The sequence below is a fragment of the Gallibacterium genomosp. 1 genome (assembly GCF_001678575.1).
In the GTDB taxonomy this organism is placed as follows: Bacteria; Pseudomonadota; Gammaproteobacteria; order Enterobacterales; family Pasteurellaceae; genus Gallibacterium.
In genome coordinates this window covers 1-15,866 of the sequence record NZ_JTJP01000052.1, presented here as the reverse complement: position 1 = coordinate 15,866, position 15,866 = coordinate 1, and the positions used below count along the sequence as shown (strand labels likewise).

The 15,866-nt window shown below is 39.4% G+C and carries 15 protein-coding genes; 4 read left to right on the top strand and 11 right to left on the bottom strand.

Annotated features, from left to right (window positions below):
• On the top strand, window positions 1–988 hold a 988-nt coding region (locus tag QV04_RS09550; RefSeq protein ID WP_197494822.1), incomplete at its 5' end, for an AbgT family transporter.
• 188 nt (window positions 989–1,176) lie between these two features.
• Here the strand turns inward: QV04_RS09550 and aroE are convergent.
• Genes aroE through QV04_RS09525 form a run of 5 tightly spaced genes read right to left on the bottom strand, consistent with a single transcriptional unit; the run spans window position 1,177 to window position 3,937 of the window.
• Window positions 1,177–2,007: a shikimate dehydrogenase gene (aroE, locus tag QV04_RS09545; protein ID WP_065231549.1), complete on the bottom strand. Its 831-nt coding sequence runs from the start codon at window positions 2,005–2,007 to the stop codon at window positions 1,177–1,179.
• 2 nt (window positions 2,008–2,009) lie between these two features.
• A complete protein-coding gene (locus tag QV04_RS09540) occupies window positions 2,010–2,573 on the bottom strand; it encodes a Sua5/YciO/YrdC/YwlC family protein (protein WP_065231548.1) in 564 nt (187 codons plus the stop codon).
• Window positions 2,557–3,090 carry a type I DNA topoisomerase gene (locus QV04_RS09535; protein ID WP_065231547.1) on the bottom strand — a complete coding sequence of 178 codons (534 nt, stop codon included), beginning with the start codon at window positions 3,088–3,090 and terminating at the stop codon, window positions 2,557–2,559. The genes QV04_RS09540 and QV04_RS09535 overlap by 17 nt, the downstream gene beginning before the upstream one ends.
• A gap of 21 nt (window positions 3,091–3,111) precedes the next feature.
• Window positions 3,112–3,510 carry a ribonuclease E inhibitor RraB gene (rraB, locus tag QV04_RS09530; RefSeq protein ID WP_065231546.1) on the bottom strand — a complete coding sequence of 133 codons (399 nt, stop codon included), beginning with the start codon at window positions 3,508–3,510 and terminating at the stop codon, window positions 3,112–3,114.
• Window positions 3,511–3,553: 43 nt separating this feature from the next.
• Complete coding sequence (locus QV04_RS09525) at window positions 3,554–3,937, bottom strand: DUF4870 family protein (RefSeq protein ID WP_231924186.1); 384 nt, start codon at window positions 3,935–3,937, stop codon at window positions 3,554–3,556.
• Window positions 3,938–4,178: 241 nt separating this feature from the next.
• Between QV04_RS09525 and adhE the strand changes: the two genes are divergently transcribed.
• Window positions 4,179–6,794: a bifunctional acetaldehyde-CoA/alcohol dehydrogenase gene (adhE, locus tag QV04_RS09520; RefSeq protein ID WP_065231545.1), complete on the top strand. Its 2,616-nt coding sequence runs from the start codon at window positions 4,179–4,181 to the stop codon at window positions 6,792–6,794.
• An 88-nt stretch (window positions 6,795–6,882) separates the two neighbouring features.
• Here the strand turns inward: adhE and ilvA are convergent, their stop codons facing one another.
• Genes ilvA through ilvG form a run of 4 tightly spaced genes read right to left on the bottom strand, consistent with a single transcriptional unit; the run spans window position 6,883 to window position 12,192 of the window.
• Window positions 6,883–8,427, bottom strand: a complete 1,545-nt coding sequence (ilvA, locus tag QV04_RS09515; protein WP_039134904.1) for a threonine ammonia-lyase, biosynthetic — start codon at window positions 8,425–8,427, stop codon at window positions 6,883–6,885.
• A 17-nt stretch (window positions 8,428–8,444) separates the two neighbouring features.
• Window positions 8,445–10,280, bottom strand: coding sequence for a dihydroxy-acid dehydratase (gene ilvD, locus QV04_RS09510; protein ID WP_065233418.1), 1,836 nt, complete (start codon window positions 10,278–10,280; stop codon window positions 8,445–8,447).
• Window positions 10,281–10,298: 18 nt separating this feature from the next.
• Window positions 10,299–10,535 carry an acetolactate synthase 2 small subunit gene (gene ilvM, locus QV04_RS09505; protein ID WP_039174636.1) on the bottom strand — a complete coding sequence of 79 codons (237 nt, stop codon included), beginning with the start codon at window positions 10,533–10,535 and terminating at the stop codon, window positions 10,299–10,301.
• 1 nt (window position 10,536) lies between these two features.
• Complete coding sequence (gene ilvG, locus QV04_RS09500; RefSeq protein ID WP_039134878.1) at window positions 10,537–12,192, bottom strand: acetolactate synthase 2 catalytic subunit; 1,656 nt, start codon at window positions 12,190–12,192, stop codon at window positions 10,537–10,539.
• A 376-nt stretch (window positions 12,193–12,568) separates the two neighbouring features.
• On the opposite strand from ilvG, the gene QV04_RS09495 reads away from it, so the two are divergent.
• The gene (locus tag QV04_RS09495; protein ID WP_065233417.1) at window positions 12,569–13,390 is read left to right on the top strand and encodes a Cof-type HAD-IIB family hydrolase; all 822 of its coding nucleotides are present in this window, start codon (window positions 12,569–12,571) and stop codon (window positions 13,388–13,390) included.
• 1 nt (window position 13,391) lies between these two features.
• Entirely contained in the window at window positions 13,392–13,772 is a 381-nt protein-coding gene (locus tag QV04_RS09490) for a CrcB family protein (protein WP_065233416.1), read from the top strand.
• 72 nt (window positions 13,773–13,844) lie between these two features.
• Here the strand turns inward: QV04_RS09490 and folA are convergent, their stop codons facing one another.
• Window positions 13,845–14,324, bottom strand: coding sequence for a type 3 dihydrofolate reductase (gene folA, locus QV04_RS09485; protein WP_065233415.1), 480 nt, complete (start codon window positions 14,322–14,324; stop codon window positions 13,845–13,847).
• A 9-nt stretch (window positions 14,325–14,333) separates the two neighbouring features.
• Window positions 14,334–15,485: a prephenate dehydratase gene (pheA, locus tag QV04_RS09480; RefSeq protein ID WP_065233414.1), complete on the bottom strand. Its 1,152-nt coding sequence runs from the start codon at window positions 15,483–15,485 to the stop codon at window positions 14,334–14,336.
• Window positions 15,486–15,866: the final 381 nt, after the last annotated feature.

The following is a 15,866-nucleotide window of genomic DNA, read 5'->3' as shown; positions in this document are numbered from 1 at the left end:
TCCATTATTAGCTGGGATTACGCAACAAGCTGCACAAATCATTGATCCGAATTATCTAGTTGGAGCAGAAGCAAACTGGTACTTTATGTGTATCAGTACTTTCATTATTTCTGTCATTGGTTATTTGATTACTGAAAAAATTGTAGAGCCACAATTAGGTGAATACAAAGGTTTATTAAGCCAAGATGAAATTGATGAGCAACGTTCAGCTAACGTTACTCCTTTAGAGCGTAAAGGCTTAATATTTGCTGGCTTAGCTTTCTTATTCTGTTGTATTTTACTTGCGATCAGTGTTGTGCCAGAAAATGGTATTCTACGTAACCCAACTACAGGTTTAGTGGCAGGTTCACCATTTTTAAAATCTATTGTCGTCTTTATTTTTGTTTTATTTGCTATCCCTGGAATCATATATGGTATGGTGGTGAAAAGCATTCGTAATGATAAAGATGTCGTCAATGCAATGGCAGAAATAATGAGTTCTTTAGGGCTTTATTTAGTAATTATTTTCTTTGCTGCACAATTTATCGCTTTCTTTGCTTGGACAAATATTGGGCAAATTATTGCAGTAAAAGGCGCAAATTTACTGAATGAACTGAACTTACACGGTGGCTTATTATTTATTGGTTTTATTCTAATTTGTGCTTTCATTAACTTAATGATTGGCTCAGCCTCAGCACAATGGGCTGTAACAGCACCTATTTTCGTGCCAATGCTAATGCTTGCGGGGTATGCACCAGAAGTAATTCAAGCCGCATATCGTATTGGTGACTCTGTAACCAATATTATCACCCCAATGATGAGCTATTTCGGTTTGATTATGGCAACGGTTATTAAGTATAGAAAAGATGCTGGCGTAGGAACAATTGTTTCAATGATGCTGCCTTATTCCATTGCATTCCTTATTGCTTGGTCTGCACTCTTTTTTATCTGGGTATTTGTTTTTGGGTTGCCTGTAGGCCCAGGCTCAGCCACTTATTACACCCCATAGTATAAAAATGCAGTAATATTTCATTGTATCAGGTTACTAACAAACCTACGGATACTTCATCGTAGGTTTGTTTTTATCCACTTCATCTATCAAACAAAAAAGTAATCGGAAGTTACTCTTACTAGCTCAAAGGGCTAACTTTTTTCTAGTGCTTTATCTGAAGTTTAAATAGGGTCTTAATAATACCTCTACATTATTTCCAACCAATTTCTTTCATTCACCATTTCATTAATGTGTGGCATAACACCTTCCCACAACAAAAAAGAGTGAGCAGCTTGAGCCACCAACATTCCTAAACCATCACTACAATGCTGAAGCCCTAATTGTCTGCAATGTTGGATAAAAGGCGTTATTGCACTTGGTGTATATTGCATATCATAAACGGCTGCACACTTCATTAACACATTATCCGCAACTGGAGCAACCTGCCCGTGTAATCCACTGGATGTAGCATTAATCACCACGTCAAAATGTTGATAAGGAATATCCTGCAAAGTCGTTGCTTGAATATTGCCATAAACAGAAAATTTTTCAGCCAATGCCATTGCTTTTTCTAATGTCCGGTTTGCCAAAATAATTTGCTGTTTAGCTTGTAACAATGGATACAGTACACCTTTGGTCGCACCGCCTGCCCCTAATAATAAAATTTGTTGATCTGGTTGTAACCACCCCAATCGCTGTAAATCAGTAACCAATCCGGCACCATCTGTATTGTCTGCAAACAAACTGCCATCTTCCAGCCGTTTTAATGTATTGCAAGCTTGCGCTAAACGGCAACGTTCACTATGTTGATCAGCCAACTTAAATGCACGTTCTTTGAAAGGAGCGGTAATATTGCAACCATTCGCCCCTTGTTGGAAAAAGGTTATTAATTGTTGCTCAAACTGCTCAAGATTGCCTAATTTTGCAACATAATCTAGCTTTTTTCCTGTAGTTTTGGCAAATATAGCGTGAATTAATGGTGATTTGCTTTGTGAAATCGGGTTTCCCCAGACAGCGTAGTGATGTTGTGTACTCATAATTATCCTTGTCTAACAATTTGGTTTGTAAAGAGATCTCTAATTTCTGATGGATTTTTTGCATCACCTACTTCCGCTTGTAACACTGGAAAGTTTTCACCGAACTGCTCTTGCACTTGCAAATAAGTTCTACACGGCTCTTGACCACTAAGGTTTGCACTGGTTGAAGTAATCGGCATTTCTGCAAGTTGACACAAATTTTCAACCGCTGGATGGCGACAAAGTCGAATCGCAATCGTCTCAAAACGCCCAGTGAGAAGAGGAGAAACCTGTTTTTGTACTGGCACAATCCAAGTGGTCGGTCTGGTATAGGTTTGTTGTAATCGTTTTAAATCTCTCAAAGAAAGTCTATCAAAATCAATAATTTGCTTAAAAAAATCTAAATATGGTGCAATTAAAATTAGCCCTTTTTCTTTTGGACGTTGTTTTAATTTAAGCAGTTTTTCAATCGCCTGTTCATTAAAAGGATCACAACCTAAACCAAACACAGCTTCGGTCGGATAAGCAATCACTTCTCCCTGTTTCAATTGGGAGACAATAAAGTCTAAATTATTCATTTCTTTCATAAAAAATATGCTTACAACTTTTATTCATACATTGATAGCTGATCTGCTTGTCACTCTGTTTTTTCACAAACACTAATGGAAAAGCACATTTGGGACAACTTTTTTCCAGCGGCTGTTGTGCTACATTAAAACGACAATGCGGATATTGATTACAGGCAAAAAATATTTTTCCTCTAGCACCACGCTTCGCGACCAATTTTCCTCTGCGACAAGATGGACAAGTTACCGCCTGATAATCCGTTTTTTGTGGCTCATCATTGACAATGAAATGACATTCAGGATAGTTGCTACAGCCGATAAACATACCAAACTGCCCTCGCCGTAATACTAATGGATGAGTACATTCAGGACAATTCTCTGGTAATACCTTCAAAATTTCGCCTAAAGTTTGGTTTTGTAACGGTCTAAGGTAATCACATTCTGGGTAATTGCTGCAACCAAGAAATAACCCCTTTTTACCTCGTTTAAGTTGTAAAAAATGCCCACATTGAGGGCATTTTTCTGCTGATTCATTCATATGCAAGTGAGAACCCTATCATTAATCTTCGTCAAAAAATTCACCGTCATTACCATACTCATCTTCATTGGCATTAGGATCTTCAAAATAGGTTCCCCAACCGTCATAAACACCTTGATGTTTCTTTATTAACGGCAACAATTCATTTTGCTGTGCATCGATCAGTTCTGCTTTTAATTCAATTTCACTAATAATATCAAAGCAATAGACTTCTCCACCATCCTCATTTTCAAACTCTTCCGCTTCGGAGACTTCATAACCGAGTTTAAATGCATCCAATGCAATTTTTTCTAGCTTGTCAAAATCGTGGTGAGAAATATGATGCTCAATAATATAAAGTGCATTCGGATCGCTGCCGTCATTTAGCAAATCATCGATAATTTCACGGGTTTCTTGTTGCAGTGCTGTCAATGCTGACATAATGCTTGCCTCTTGTAATGTTGGAAAGACTTTATTCTATGGGCTATCGTAACGTTAAACAAGTCAAGTACTTAAAATAACCACGTTTTTTCATTAATATAGCCTGATCACGATTTAGCAGACGCAATCCTTTGATGGAACGCACCAGCAACCAGATCGCCCAGCCAATAAAGAGAATATAACCAACCATAACTAAACATAGCACTGTACAAATAATGGCATACAGTAAGCCAATCCAAAATGTGCGAATTTGATAGTTAAAATGGCTTTCCAAATAGGTGCCACGAACATCATCACGAAAAACATAAGCAATCACGATCGCGACAATGCTTAAAAAAGTGATCAAAAACGATGCGATATAAAGCCAATAACCTATCATCGCCCATTTTTTTGTATCATTCATTTTATAAATTGTCGGTTCCATCATTATTCGAACTCCTATTATTGCTCATAATTGATAAATAATATAAAACGAAAAAATCTAAAGATCACATAATTTTTCTTGATTAATCAAGAATTTCAAACCTATTTCAAACAACTTTTAAATCACTTTAACATTTAGCTAACGGTGAATTTGAGCTAGATCAGATTATCTGCTGATACCACAAAAAAGGTAACTTCAAATAGTTATAATTTTATTAGTTAAAATAATTTTTGGGAGAAATCTTATGAGTAAAACATCCGAAGTGGTGGTAAGTCCTGCTCAGGCAGAAGTGGATCAACTTGTCGCTAATGGTTTAGCTGCATTGGAAGAGTTCCGTCAACTTAATCAGCAACAAGTTGATTATATCGTTGCGAAGGCTTCTGTCGCCGCATTGGATCAACACGGTGTGTTGGCAATGCACGCCTATGAAGAAACCGGTCGAGGCGTATTTGAAGACAAAGCAACAAAGAATCTGTTTGCTTGTGAATATGTTGTAAACAATATGCGTCATTTGAAAACCGTTGGTGTTATTAGTGAAGATGATGTTACTGGTATTACAGAAATTGCCGATCCAGTTGGAGTAATTTGTGGTATTACACCAACCACCAATCCAACTTCTACCGCAATTTTTAAATCCTTAATTTCCTTAAAAACTCGTAACCCAATTGTGTTTGCATTTCATCCATCTGCTCAACAAAGTTCCGCTCACGCCGCACGCGTTGTTTATGAAGCGGCTGTTGCTGCCGGTGCACCGAAAAACTGTATTCAATGGATTGAAACACCATCTATGGAAGGTACACAAGCATTAATGAAACATCCCGGTATTGCCACTATTCTAGCCACCGGTGGTAATGCAATGGTGGAAGCCGCTTATTCCTGTGGTAAGCCGGCTTTAGGTGTTGGAGCCGGAAACGTTCCTGCTTATGTAGAAAAAAGTGCAAATTTAAAACAAGCGGTACACGATATCGTGATGTCAAAATCGTTTGATAACGGAATGATCTGTGCCAGTGAACAAGCAGCAATTGTCGATAAAGAAATTTATGATGATTTTATTAAAGAGATGCAATCTTATGGCGTTTATCTCGTTAATAAAAAAGAAAAAGCATTACTTGAAGAGTTTATCTTCGGTGCGAAAGCAAACAGCAGCAGTTGTTCTATGGCAAAACTAAATGCTGTGGTGGTTGGTAAACCAGCAGCGTGGATTGCAGAGCAGGCAGGCTTCAACGTACCAGCAAATACCAATATTTTGTTGGCAGAATGTAAAGAAGTGGGAGTGAAAGAACCATTAACTCGAGAAAAACTCTCACCAGTATTAGCTTTATTGAAAGCTGAAAGCACAGAAGATGGTTTAACAAAATCCGAACAAATGGTTGAATTTCACGGTTTAGGGCATTCCGCCGCAATTCACACTTCCGATGCAGAATTGGCAAAAATTTTCGGTGAACGTGTAAAAGCAATCCGTGTGATTTGGAACTCTCCTTCAACTTTTGGTGGCATTGGTGATGTATATAACTCATTCCTACCTTCATTAACCTTAGGCTGTGGTTCTTATGGTAAAAACTCTGTTGGTAACAATGTTAGTGCAGTGAATTTATTAAATATTAAACGGGTAGGAAGACGGAGAAATAATATGCAATGGTTCAAAGTGCCTTCAAAAATCTATTTTGAACGTGATTCAATCCAATATTTACAATCAATGAAAGGCGTTGAACGTGTCGTGATCGTTACTGATCGTGTAATGGTTGATCTTGGTTTTGTAGAGAAAATCGCTAAACAACTCACAATGCGAGGGGATCACGTTACTTATCAACTTTTCGCCGATGTTGAACCGGATCCTAGTATCGCAACAGTACGCCGAGGTGTTGAATTATTACGTAACTTCCAACCGGATACTATTATTGCCCTAGGCGGTGGTTCAGCTATGGATGCAGCTAAAGTAATGTGGTTATTCTACGAACAGCCTGAAGTTGATTTCCGCGATTTAGTACAGAAATTTATGGATATTCGCAAACGTGCCTTTAAATTCCCACAATTGGGACGTAAAGCTAAATTTATCGGCATTCCAACCACATCAGGTACTGGTTCTGAAGTAACACCTTTTGCCGTTATTAGCGAAGGCGATAAAAAATATCCAATTGCTGACTACTCATTAACTCCGACTATTGCTATTGTTGATCCGGCATTAACAATGACTGTACCTGCACACGTTGCCGCAGATTCAGGTTATGATGTGTTAGTTCACGCAACAGAAGCTTATGTATCTACTTTAGCTAACGACTTCACTGATGGTCTAGCATTGCAGGCGATTAAACTAGTCTTTGAATTTTTAGAACGCTCTGTGAAAAACGGTGCAAGCGATCCAGAAGCACGCGAAAGGATGCATAACGCCTCCACTATTGCCGGAATGGCTTTTGCCAATGCGTTCTTAGGGATGACACACTCTTTAGCTCACAAAGTAGGTGGGCGCTTCCACACACCACACGGCAGAACTAATGCCATTTTGATGCCTTACGTGATTCGTTATAACGGCACTCGCCCTACTAAAACAGCGACTTGGCCAAAATATAATTACTACAAAGCGGATGTAAAATATCAGGAAATCGCTAGAATGTTAGGCTTACCTTGTTCAACACCTGAAGAGGCAGTGGAAGCTTATGCAAATGCGTGTAAAGAGTTGGGGCAAAAAATCGGCATTAAAATGTCATTCAAAGAGCAGGGCATCAATGAACAAGAATTTATGGAGGCTCGCCGTGATTTAGCATTATTGGCGTTTGAAGATCAATGTTCACCGGCAAATCCTCGCTTACCGATGGTTGAAGATATGATTGAGATTTTAACCAAATCTTATTATGGTGAATAACACCAATTAATAAAAACCCCCATAACTGATCTGCACCCCAAAAGTTGGACTTATTATCCAACAACATACAGAGGTGCAGATTTTTTATTTAACTAAGAAAATAACGATAAGCTTTACTATCGGTTACATCTTGGCATACATAACCCAACTGGCTCAAATGGCGTTCAAAATCGGCTAAATCATCATTCTCAAATTGGAAACCAGCAAGAATATTGCCATAATCAGCACCGTGTGCACGATAATGAAACAATGAAATATTCCAATGTGTTCCTAATGTTTCCAAAAATTTCAACAACGCTCCTTTTTGCTCTGGAAACTCAAAACTGTACAAACGTTCAAATTTATCGCTGTTCGGACGACCACCAATCATATAACGAATATGTGTTTTCGCAACATCATCATTGGTCATATCTTCTACATAATAACCAGCTTGACTTAAATCATTGATAATTTCCGCTTTTTCTGCTTCATTAGCAGTACGAACTCCAACAAAAATACACGCTTTTCTATCATCAGCATAACGATAATTAAATTCGGTTACCGCTCTATCACCCAATAAATGACAGAATGTTAGGAAACTTCCTTTCTGTTCTGGAATAGTTACTGCCAATAAAGCTTCCCGATTTTCACCAATTTCACAACGTTCAGAGACATAACGCAATGTATGGAAATTTAAATTCGCACCTGACAGAATCGCTGCCAATTTTTCGCCCTTAAGCTGCTGCTGACGTGCATACTTTTTCAATCCAGCTAAAGAGAGTGCTCCAGATGGCTCAGCAACCGCACGCACATCTTCAAATAGATCTTTCATTGCCGCACAGATTTCATCACCATCCACCAGTACAATATCATCAAGATATTGCTGACATAAACGGAATGTTTCATCACCAATACGTTTAACCGCAACACCATCAGCAAATAACCCAACCCGATCAAGATCAACCGGATGTTTTGCTTTTAATGCCGCATATAAACAGGCGGAATCTTTCGACTCAACGCCAATTACTTTAATTTCCGGCATCATCTGCTTGATTAATACGGCAACACCTGCCGCCAAGCCACCGCCGCCAACCTGCACAAAAATACGATCAATATCCGAATTCTGTTGCAATAACTCCATTGCCAATGTTCCTTGGCCTGCAATCACTAATGGATGATCAAACGGTGGAATGAATGTCATTTTTTTACTTTCAGACAATTCTATCGCTTTTGCCTTTGCTTCATCAAAATTAGCACCGTAAAGCAACACTTCTCCGCCAAAAGCTCGCACCGAATCAACTTTAATGCTTGGCGTATTTTGTGGCATAACAATTAATGCTTTTAAACCTAGTAATTTTGCCGATAAAGCGACTCCTTGTGCGTGATTACCCGCAGAAGCCGCAATCACTCCAGCTACTTTCTGTTCCGGCGTCAAGGCTGAAATCATTGCATAAGCGCCACGCAATTTGAAACTATGCACCGGTTGACGATCTTCTCGCTTGATAAAAATTTGGTTATCTAAACGATTAGAAAGTTTTTCCATCTTTTGTAGTGGCGTAACTTGCGCCGCTTCATACACTTTTGAACCCAATTTCACTATTGCTTTTAAATATTGCGAACCGCTAGGTTGGGCGGTTGTCAATAAAGTTTGCATATCCATTTTGTTACCACTTACAGTTTACTGCGATCTCTCACTGCCCCTTTGTCTGCACTGGTTGCCAATGAAGCATAGGCTCTCAACGCTAAGGAAACCTGACGTTGACGATTTTTCGGTTTCCAACCCAATGCTTCTCTTGCTGCACGGCGTTTTGCCAATTCCTGTGCATCCACCAATAATTCAATTTTACGTTGTGGAATATCGATTGCGATCAGATCACCATCTTCCACTAAACCGATAGTGCCACCATTTGCGGCTTCTGGAGAAACGTGTCCAATAGATAAACCCGAAGTACCTCCGGAAAAACGTCCATCAGTTAATAACGCACAAGCTTTACCTAAGCCCATTGATTTGAGATAACTGGTCGGATAAAGCATTTCCTGCATACCCGGGCCACCCTTTGGACCTTCATAACGAATTACCACTACATCACCAGCAACCACTTTCCCCCCAAGAATACCTTCCACTGCATCTTCCTGACTTTCATACACTTTTGCTGGACCAGTAAAAGTTAAAATGCTTTCATCAACGCCAGCAGTTTTAACGATACAACCGTTTTCCGCCAAATTACCGCTTAACATTGCTAACCCACCGTCCTGACTATAAGCGTGTGCTTTATCACGAATACAGCCTTGTGTGCGATCATCATCAACACTATCCCAACGACAATCCTGTGAAAAAGCCTGTGTAGTACGAATTCCAGCAGGCCCAGCACGATAAAATAATTTCACTTCATCACTGACATCACGTTTAATATCATATTGATTTAATTGTTGCTCTAAGGTTAACCCCAACACCGTATGAGTTTGATTATGTAATAAGTTGACTCGATCTAACTCACCTAAAATCCCCATTACTCCACCAGCACGATGTACATCTTCAATATGATATTTATTGGTATTCGGTGCCACTTTACATAAGCAAGGCACGAGGCGAGAAAGACGATCAATATCCGTCATAGTAAAATCAACTTCTGCTTCCTGTGCAGCAGCAAGCAAATGTAAAACAGTATTGGTTGAGCCACCCATTGCGATATCCAAACTCATTGCATTGTTAAAAGCATCTTTAGTAGCGATAGAACGAGGCAATACACTGTCATCGTCCTGTTCATAATAACGGCGGCAAAGCTCAACAATTTGCGATCCTGCTTTTAAGAAAAGCTTCTTACGATCGGCGTGTGTCGCTAAACAAGAACCATTCCCCGGTAAACTTAACCCAAGTGCTTCCGTTAAACAGTTCATTGAGTTGGCAGTAAACATTCCTGAACAAGAACCGCAAGTAGGACAAGCGGAACGTTCTATCACTTCCACATCCTGATCGGTAACATCCAGATTAGCACTTTGAATCATTGCATCTACCAAGTCCAAACGGATTAATTGATCAGAAAGTTTGGTTTTCCCTGCTTCCATCGGCCCACCAGAAACAAAAATGGTCGGAATATTTAAACGTAATGCTGCCATCAACATTCCCGGAGTGATTTTATCGCAATTTGAAATACAAACCATTGCATCAGCACAGTGTGCATTTACCATATATTCTACCGAATCGGCTATTAATTCACGTGATGGCAATGAATACAACATCCCACTATGCCCCATCGCAATACCATCATCTACAGCGATTGTATTAAACTCTTTGGCAATACCGCCTGCCTCTTCAATCTGCTTTGCAACCATTTGACCAAGATCTTTCAAATGCACGTGTCCCGGTACAAATTGTGTAAATGAGTTAACTACAGCAATTATCGGTTTACCAAAGTCATTATCTTTCACACCGGTTGCGCGCCATAATGCACGCGCTCCCGCCATATTACGACCTTGTGTGCTGGTCGCTGAACGTAGTTTAGGCATAATAATCTCTCCTGTAATTTAATGTTCGTTACCGACAACAGTTACGTCAGTCACGCCATATAATTTTATTAATTGATTAGTCAATAATGACAATTCTCTCTCACTTTGTAATGTCAGTGCTATTTTAATTTGTTGATTTTCAAGGTGACTCTGTAAATCAACGGCAACAAAGCCACGATGTCTAACTACACGTAAAATCCGCTCCAAAGTTTCAGGTCGCCACTGTGCATTAATGCTGATTTGATAATTTTTCATCTTACACCCCGATATCTTCCAACATTTCATCATTTTTTGCGCCCGGCGGCACTAACGGCCACACATTTTCATTTTCGTGAATGCAAACGTGTAATAAATAAGGACCTTCAGCATTTAAAAGTCTATCTAATGCGGCATTGACTTCACTGCCTTTTTCAATACTTTCACCGGGGATATCAAATGCCCTCGCTAACATTAAGAAATCAGGGTTATCCTCTAAAATAGTTTCACTATGACGACCTCGGAAAAAGAGTGTTTGCCACTGACGCACCATTCCTAAACGTTGATTATCCAACAACAGGATCTTAACCGGTAATTTACCGCGTTTGATTGAACCCAACTCTTGGATATTCATCATAAACGAACCATCACCAGTAATTAATATCACCTGATCTTGGGGACGAGCCTTTTGCGCACCAACTGCTGCTGGCAAACCGAAGCCCATTGTGCCAAAGCCAGCAGACGTTAAATAATTTTTCGGATCAAAATGTTGCATATGTTGAGCCGACCACATTTGATGCTGACCAACATCGGTAGCAATTACACTGTTTTTCTTACGTTTTTTAGATAACGTATGTAATAACCACCAAGGATTGATCAGCGTATCACCGCTATTTTCTGCATAAGTAAAGTCATATTGCTGTTTTAAACGAAGTACATCATCACGCCAAGCATCAATTTGTAACGGCATTGCCAACTGTTGTAGCAATTGCTTCATATCTCCACGAATTGCCACATCAGCACGACGTAATTTATTGATTTCCGCAATATCGGCATCAACGTGAATAACTTTCGCTTGTGGGGCAAAACTATCCAATTTACCGGTTACTCTGTCGTCAAATCTAGCTCCAAGCACTAATAAAAGATCGCTCTCCTGTGCCGCATAATTCGCCGCTTTTGTGCCGTGCATTCCAATCATTCCCATATAATAAGGATTGTCTGCCGGCAATGCACCTAACCCTTTAATGGTAGAAAAACTCGGCATTTGTGTAATCTCCACAAAATGGCGTAATTCCGCTACGGCATCAGCCATTCCAACCCCACCACCAACATAAAGTACTGGACGTTTTGCCTGTTGTAATAATGTTTTTGCTTGTTCTAATAAAGAAGACTCAATTGAAGAAGGTTTTGGGATAGGATAAACAAGAGGTTGGCGCTCTATTTTGGCAAACTGTACATCTTTCGGCACATCAATTAATACTGGCCCCGGTCTACCATTTTGTGCTATTTGGAACGCTTCAGCCATTACTTCCGGTAATTCATCGATACTCTGCACGATAAAACTATGTTTCGTACAAGCCAATGATAAACCTAAAACATCCGCTTCCTGGAAAGCATCCGTGCCGATAAACGGTGAAGCAACTTGTCCGGTGATCGCAACAACCGGAATAGAGTCCATCATAGCATCACCTAAACCGGTAACTAAATTAGTTGCGCCCGGACCGGAAGTAGCAATACAAACACCAACTTTACCACTAGCACGAGCATAACCTATCGCTGCCATTGCTGCTCCCTGCTCATTACGACAGAGCAGATGATCCAAACCTGAATCATAAATCGCATCATAAACCGGCATAATTGCACCGCCAGGATAACCAAAAATTGTTGTCACTCCGTGTGCTTTTAAACTTTCTGTGATAAATCTTGCACCATTCATTTTTATTTCCTTAAAACGATAAAAAACCCTCGCCTACTGCTGAGGCGAGGGTTCATCTGACCTAAAATCTTATATTGAAAGTTTTATCAGCTGTACCACTCACCTCGTGATGCTAATCACCACGAGGTTAATAATAATGCCAATAAAACGAATAGAATTCATAGTTTCAATATCCAATGTGGGTCTAAGTATGTATGTTGTGTGCTTTTGAGCGTCTTTATTGATACCACATTTTTTATCGGAATCAAATAGTTTTATTAAAAAATTTTAATTTTTATGATAATCAAAAAATCAACCGCCACATCTATTTTTTGTTAACATATAATCTCATTAAAATTTATTCCTACTATTTTTTATTTTTCAGATAAGGGGTTTTATGCGCAGTTTACTTCCTTTTCAATTAGTTGCGTCAGATTTGGATGGTACACTTCTGAACGGACAGCACGTTGTCGGTGATTTCACAATTGATACTTTAAGAAAATTAGAGCAAAAACAGGTAGATATTGTCGTAGCAACCGGCAGAAAACACGAGGATGTTTTTTCAATTGTCGCTAAAATAGGCATCGAAAATATCCGAATGATCACATCAAATGGAGCAAGAATTCACGATTTAAGTGGACATTTACTTTATAAAAATGATTTACCTAACGATCTTGCCTTAGAAATAATGAACGTTCCGTTCGATAAAAACAAAATTTTTGTCAACTCCTATCAGGACAGTGGTTGGTTTATCGATCGTGAAGTACCACAAATGGCAAAATATCATAAAGATTCTGGTTTTGGCTATCAGGTTGTCGATTTTCGTCATCACAATGCCCAAGGCACAGAAAAAGTCTTTTTTATTGCACGTTGTCAACAGGATTTGCTCGAATTAGAACAACATCTTCGTCAAACTTACGGTAATTGTACGGAGATCGTTTACGCCTCGCTCAACTGCCTTGAAATTATGAACAAAGGCGTAAGCAAAGGAAACGCCCTTAGAAAAGTATTACACGATTGCCACTACAACAATAGCGCCTGTATCGCTTTCGGTGACGGAATGAATGACGAAACAATGTTAGATTTTGTTGGCAAAGGTTGCATTATGCAAAATGCCAATCCTGCATTGACCCATGCCTTGCCACAACTAGAGATTATCGGGCATCACGCCCACGAGGCGGTAGCGAGCTATCTGCGCGCTACTTTTGGAATTATTTAATATGTTACAACTGTTTTATATTTCTATCGGCGCTGCACTAGGGGCTTGTTCCCGCTGGGGATTAAGCAATTTGCTTAATCCTATTTTTCATCAGTTCGCATTTGGTACCTTAATTGCTAACTATTTAGGCTGTTTTTTAATGGGAATTGTCAGCGGCGCATTGCTTAGTTTTCCAATGATTAGCAGCGAATGGCGACTCTTTTTTATTACCGGTTTTCTTGGTAGTTTAACCACATTTTCTTCCTTTTCCGGTGAAGTTATCGCCATTTTTTTAGGGCAACAACACTTAACAGCAATCGCTGTTATCTGCCTACATTTATTAGGTTGCCTTGCTTTTACCCTATTCGGTATTTTCTTATGGCGACTGCTTTTTGTTGCCTAAACACCATCGTTAAACATAAAAAAATAAGGTGCAGATCAATTTGCACCTTATGTTAGATTCTGTTTGCACTGACTACACGCGCGCCAAAATTTTAAAGGTCAGCGCATAACGATTTTTCGCATCTGCTGCTCGTGTTTCGATAAAATCGGTTTTCCACTGTGCCGGATCAATTTCCGGGAAAAAGGTATCGCCTTGCAATTCAGCATCAATTTCCGTCAGATAAAGCCGATCCGCTTGTGGCAAAGCCTCCGCAAAAAGATGCCCACCACCGATAATCATCACTTCGTTCTCGTCTTGCACCAATGCCAATGCTTGGGATAAATCTGACACCACTTCAATGCCATCCGCGTGAAAACCTTGTCGGGATAACACGATATTTTTGCGATTCGGCAATGCTCTGCCGATCGACTGAAAGGTCTTCCGCCCCATAATCACCGGCTTACCCAATGTATTTTTTTTAAACCACGCTAAATCCGCCGGCAAATGCCAAGGCATTTGATTATCTCGCCCGATTACTCGATTTTTGCTCATCGCGACAATTAAACTCAGCATCCTATTTCCTCACGCCGGTTTAACAATATTGCTTGGATAACAGCCCAGCACTTTAACGAAACTACAGTAAGTTTTTAATTCAGTTAATGCTTGTTGCGTGCGTTCCTGATGTAAATTGGCTTCAATTTCCACATAGAACATCTCTTCCCACGGCTTGCCGTAAATCGGACGAGATTCCAATTTCGTCATAATGATTTGATGCTTCTTAAACACCAGCAACGCATCCACCAATGCGCCGGCTTGCTGTGTTGTCGACATTAGCAACAACGTTTTCGCATTCACTTGCGGCGACACTTCCACCGGTTTTTTACTGATGACAATAAAGCGGGTAATATTATTAACTTGATTAGCAATGCCGTCCTGCAACACTTGCAAACCATAAAGCTTGCCACCTTCTGCATTGCCCAATGCCGCCACATTCGCCCGATTAATTTTCGCCACCAATTGCATTGCGTGCGAAGAACTTTCACAATATTTAACGTGTACACCCTGCAATGAATTGATAAATTGACTGCATTGCTGAATCACTTGTGGATGGCTATATAGCGTGTCAATCTGTGCTAAATCGGTCGGTTGTGAAATCAACACACAATGTTGAATCGGATAAGTCAATTCACCGACCAGATGTAAATCGGTATGCTGCAATAAATCATAGACATCATTGATAGAACCGGAAGTGGTATTTTCCAATGGCAAAACCCCATAATCCGCTTTGCCCTCTTCTACCGCCGCAAACACTTGGCGGAAAGATTCACAACTTAATTCAATCAACCCCTTTTGATAACGCTCGGCATACTGACGTGCTGCCAAATTGGAATAAGAACCCAACATTCCTAAAAAAGCGATATGAATTTGATTATTGCGCTGCTGATTCAGTTTATTCTGCAAATACGCCTGTTGAGTCAACACTGAATCTTCAATAATTTTTTGGAAAACTTCTGTGATATATTGCGGATTTAATTGATAATTTTGGCTATCCGCATAACGAATTAACGCATCCAACAGCTGCTGTTCACGCTCAATATCACGCAACGGTTTTTTCGTGATCTCTTTGCTTCTGACCACATCATAAGCAACTTGATGACGTTCAGCCAATAATCGCAAAATCTCGCGATCAAGTTGAGTAATTTTTTGACGAATTTCGGTTAAATCTAAACTCATACCATTATCCTTTGTTAGGCAAGCTGTTACTGATTATAAAGAATCTGCACGCTTTCACAAGAAATTACCATCTTTAATTCTCTACGAGCATATTTATTGACTTTAAAAAATAAATAACAAAATCAAATAATTAACTCACCATCAACACAACACTTCAAATGTAAAAAAAATGTTGATTTATGTTTTCTTTTTTGATAATTTTAGTTCAGTTTTTAATCTATGTACTAAAGGTGAAACTTATGATTAAATATTTCTTAAATATGAATAGTCTTAATGAGTTAGCACTCTCAAAAACCTCTTCTCTTACTAAAAATATCAAGTACACCCTATCATCTCAAAACACTATTGAAGAGTTAACACTCTCAGGAATTATTCCGCCTA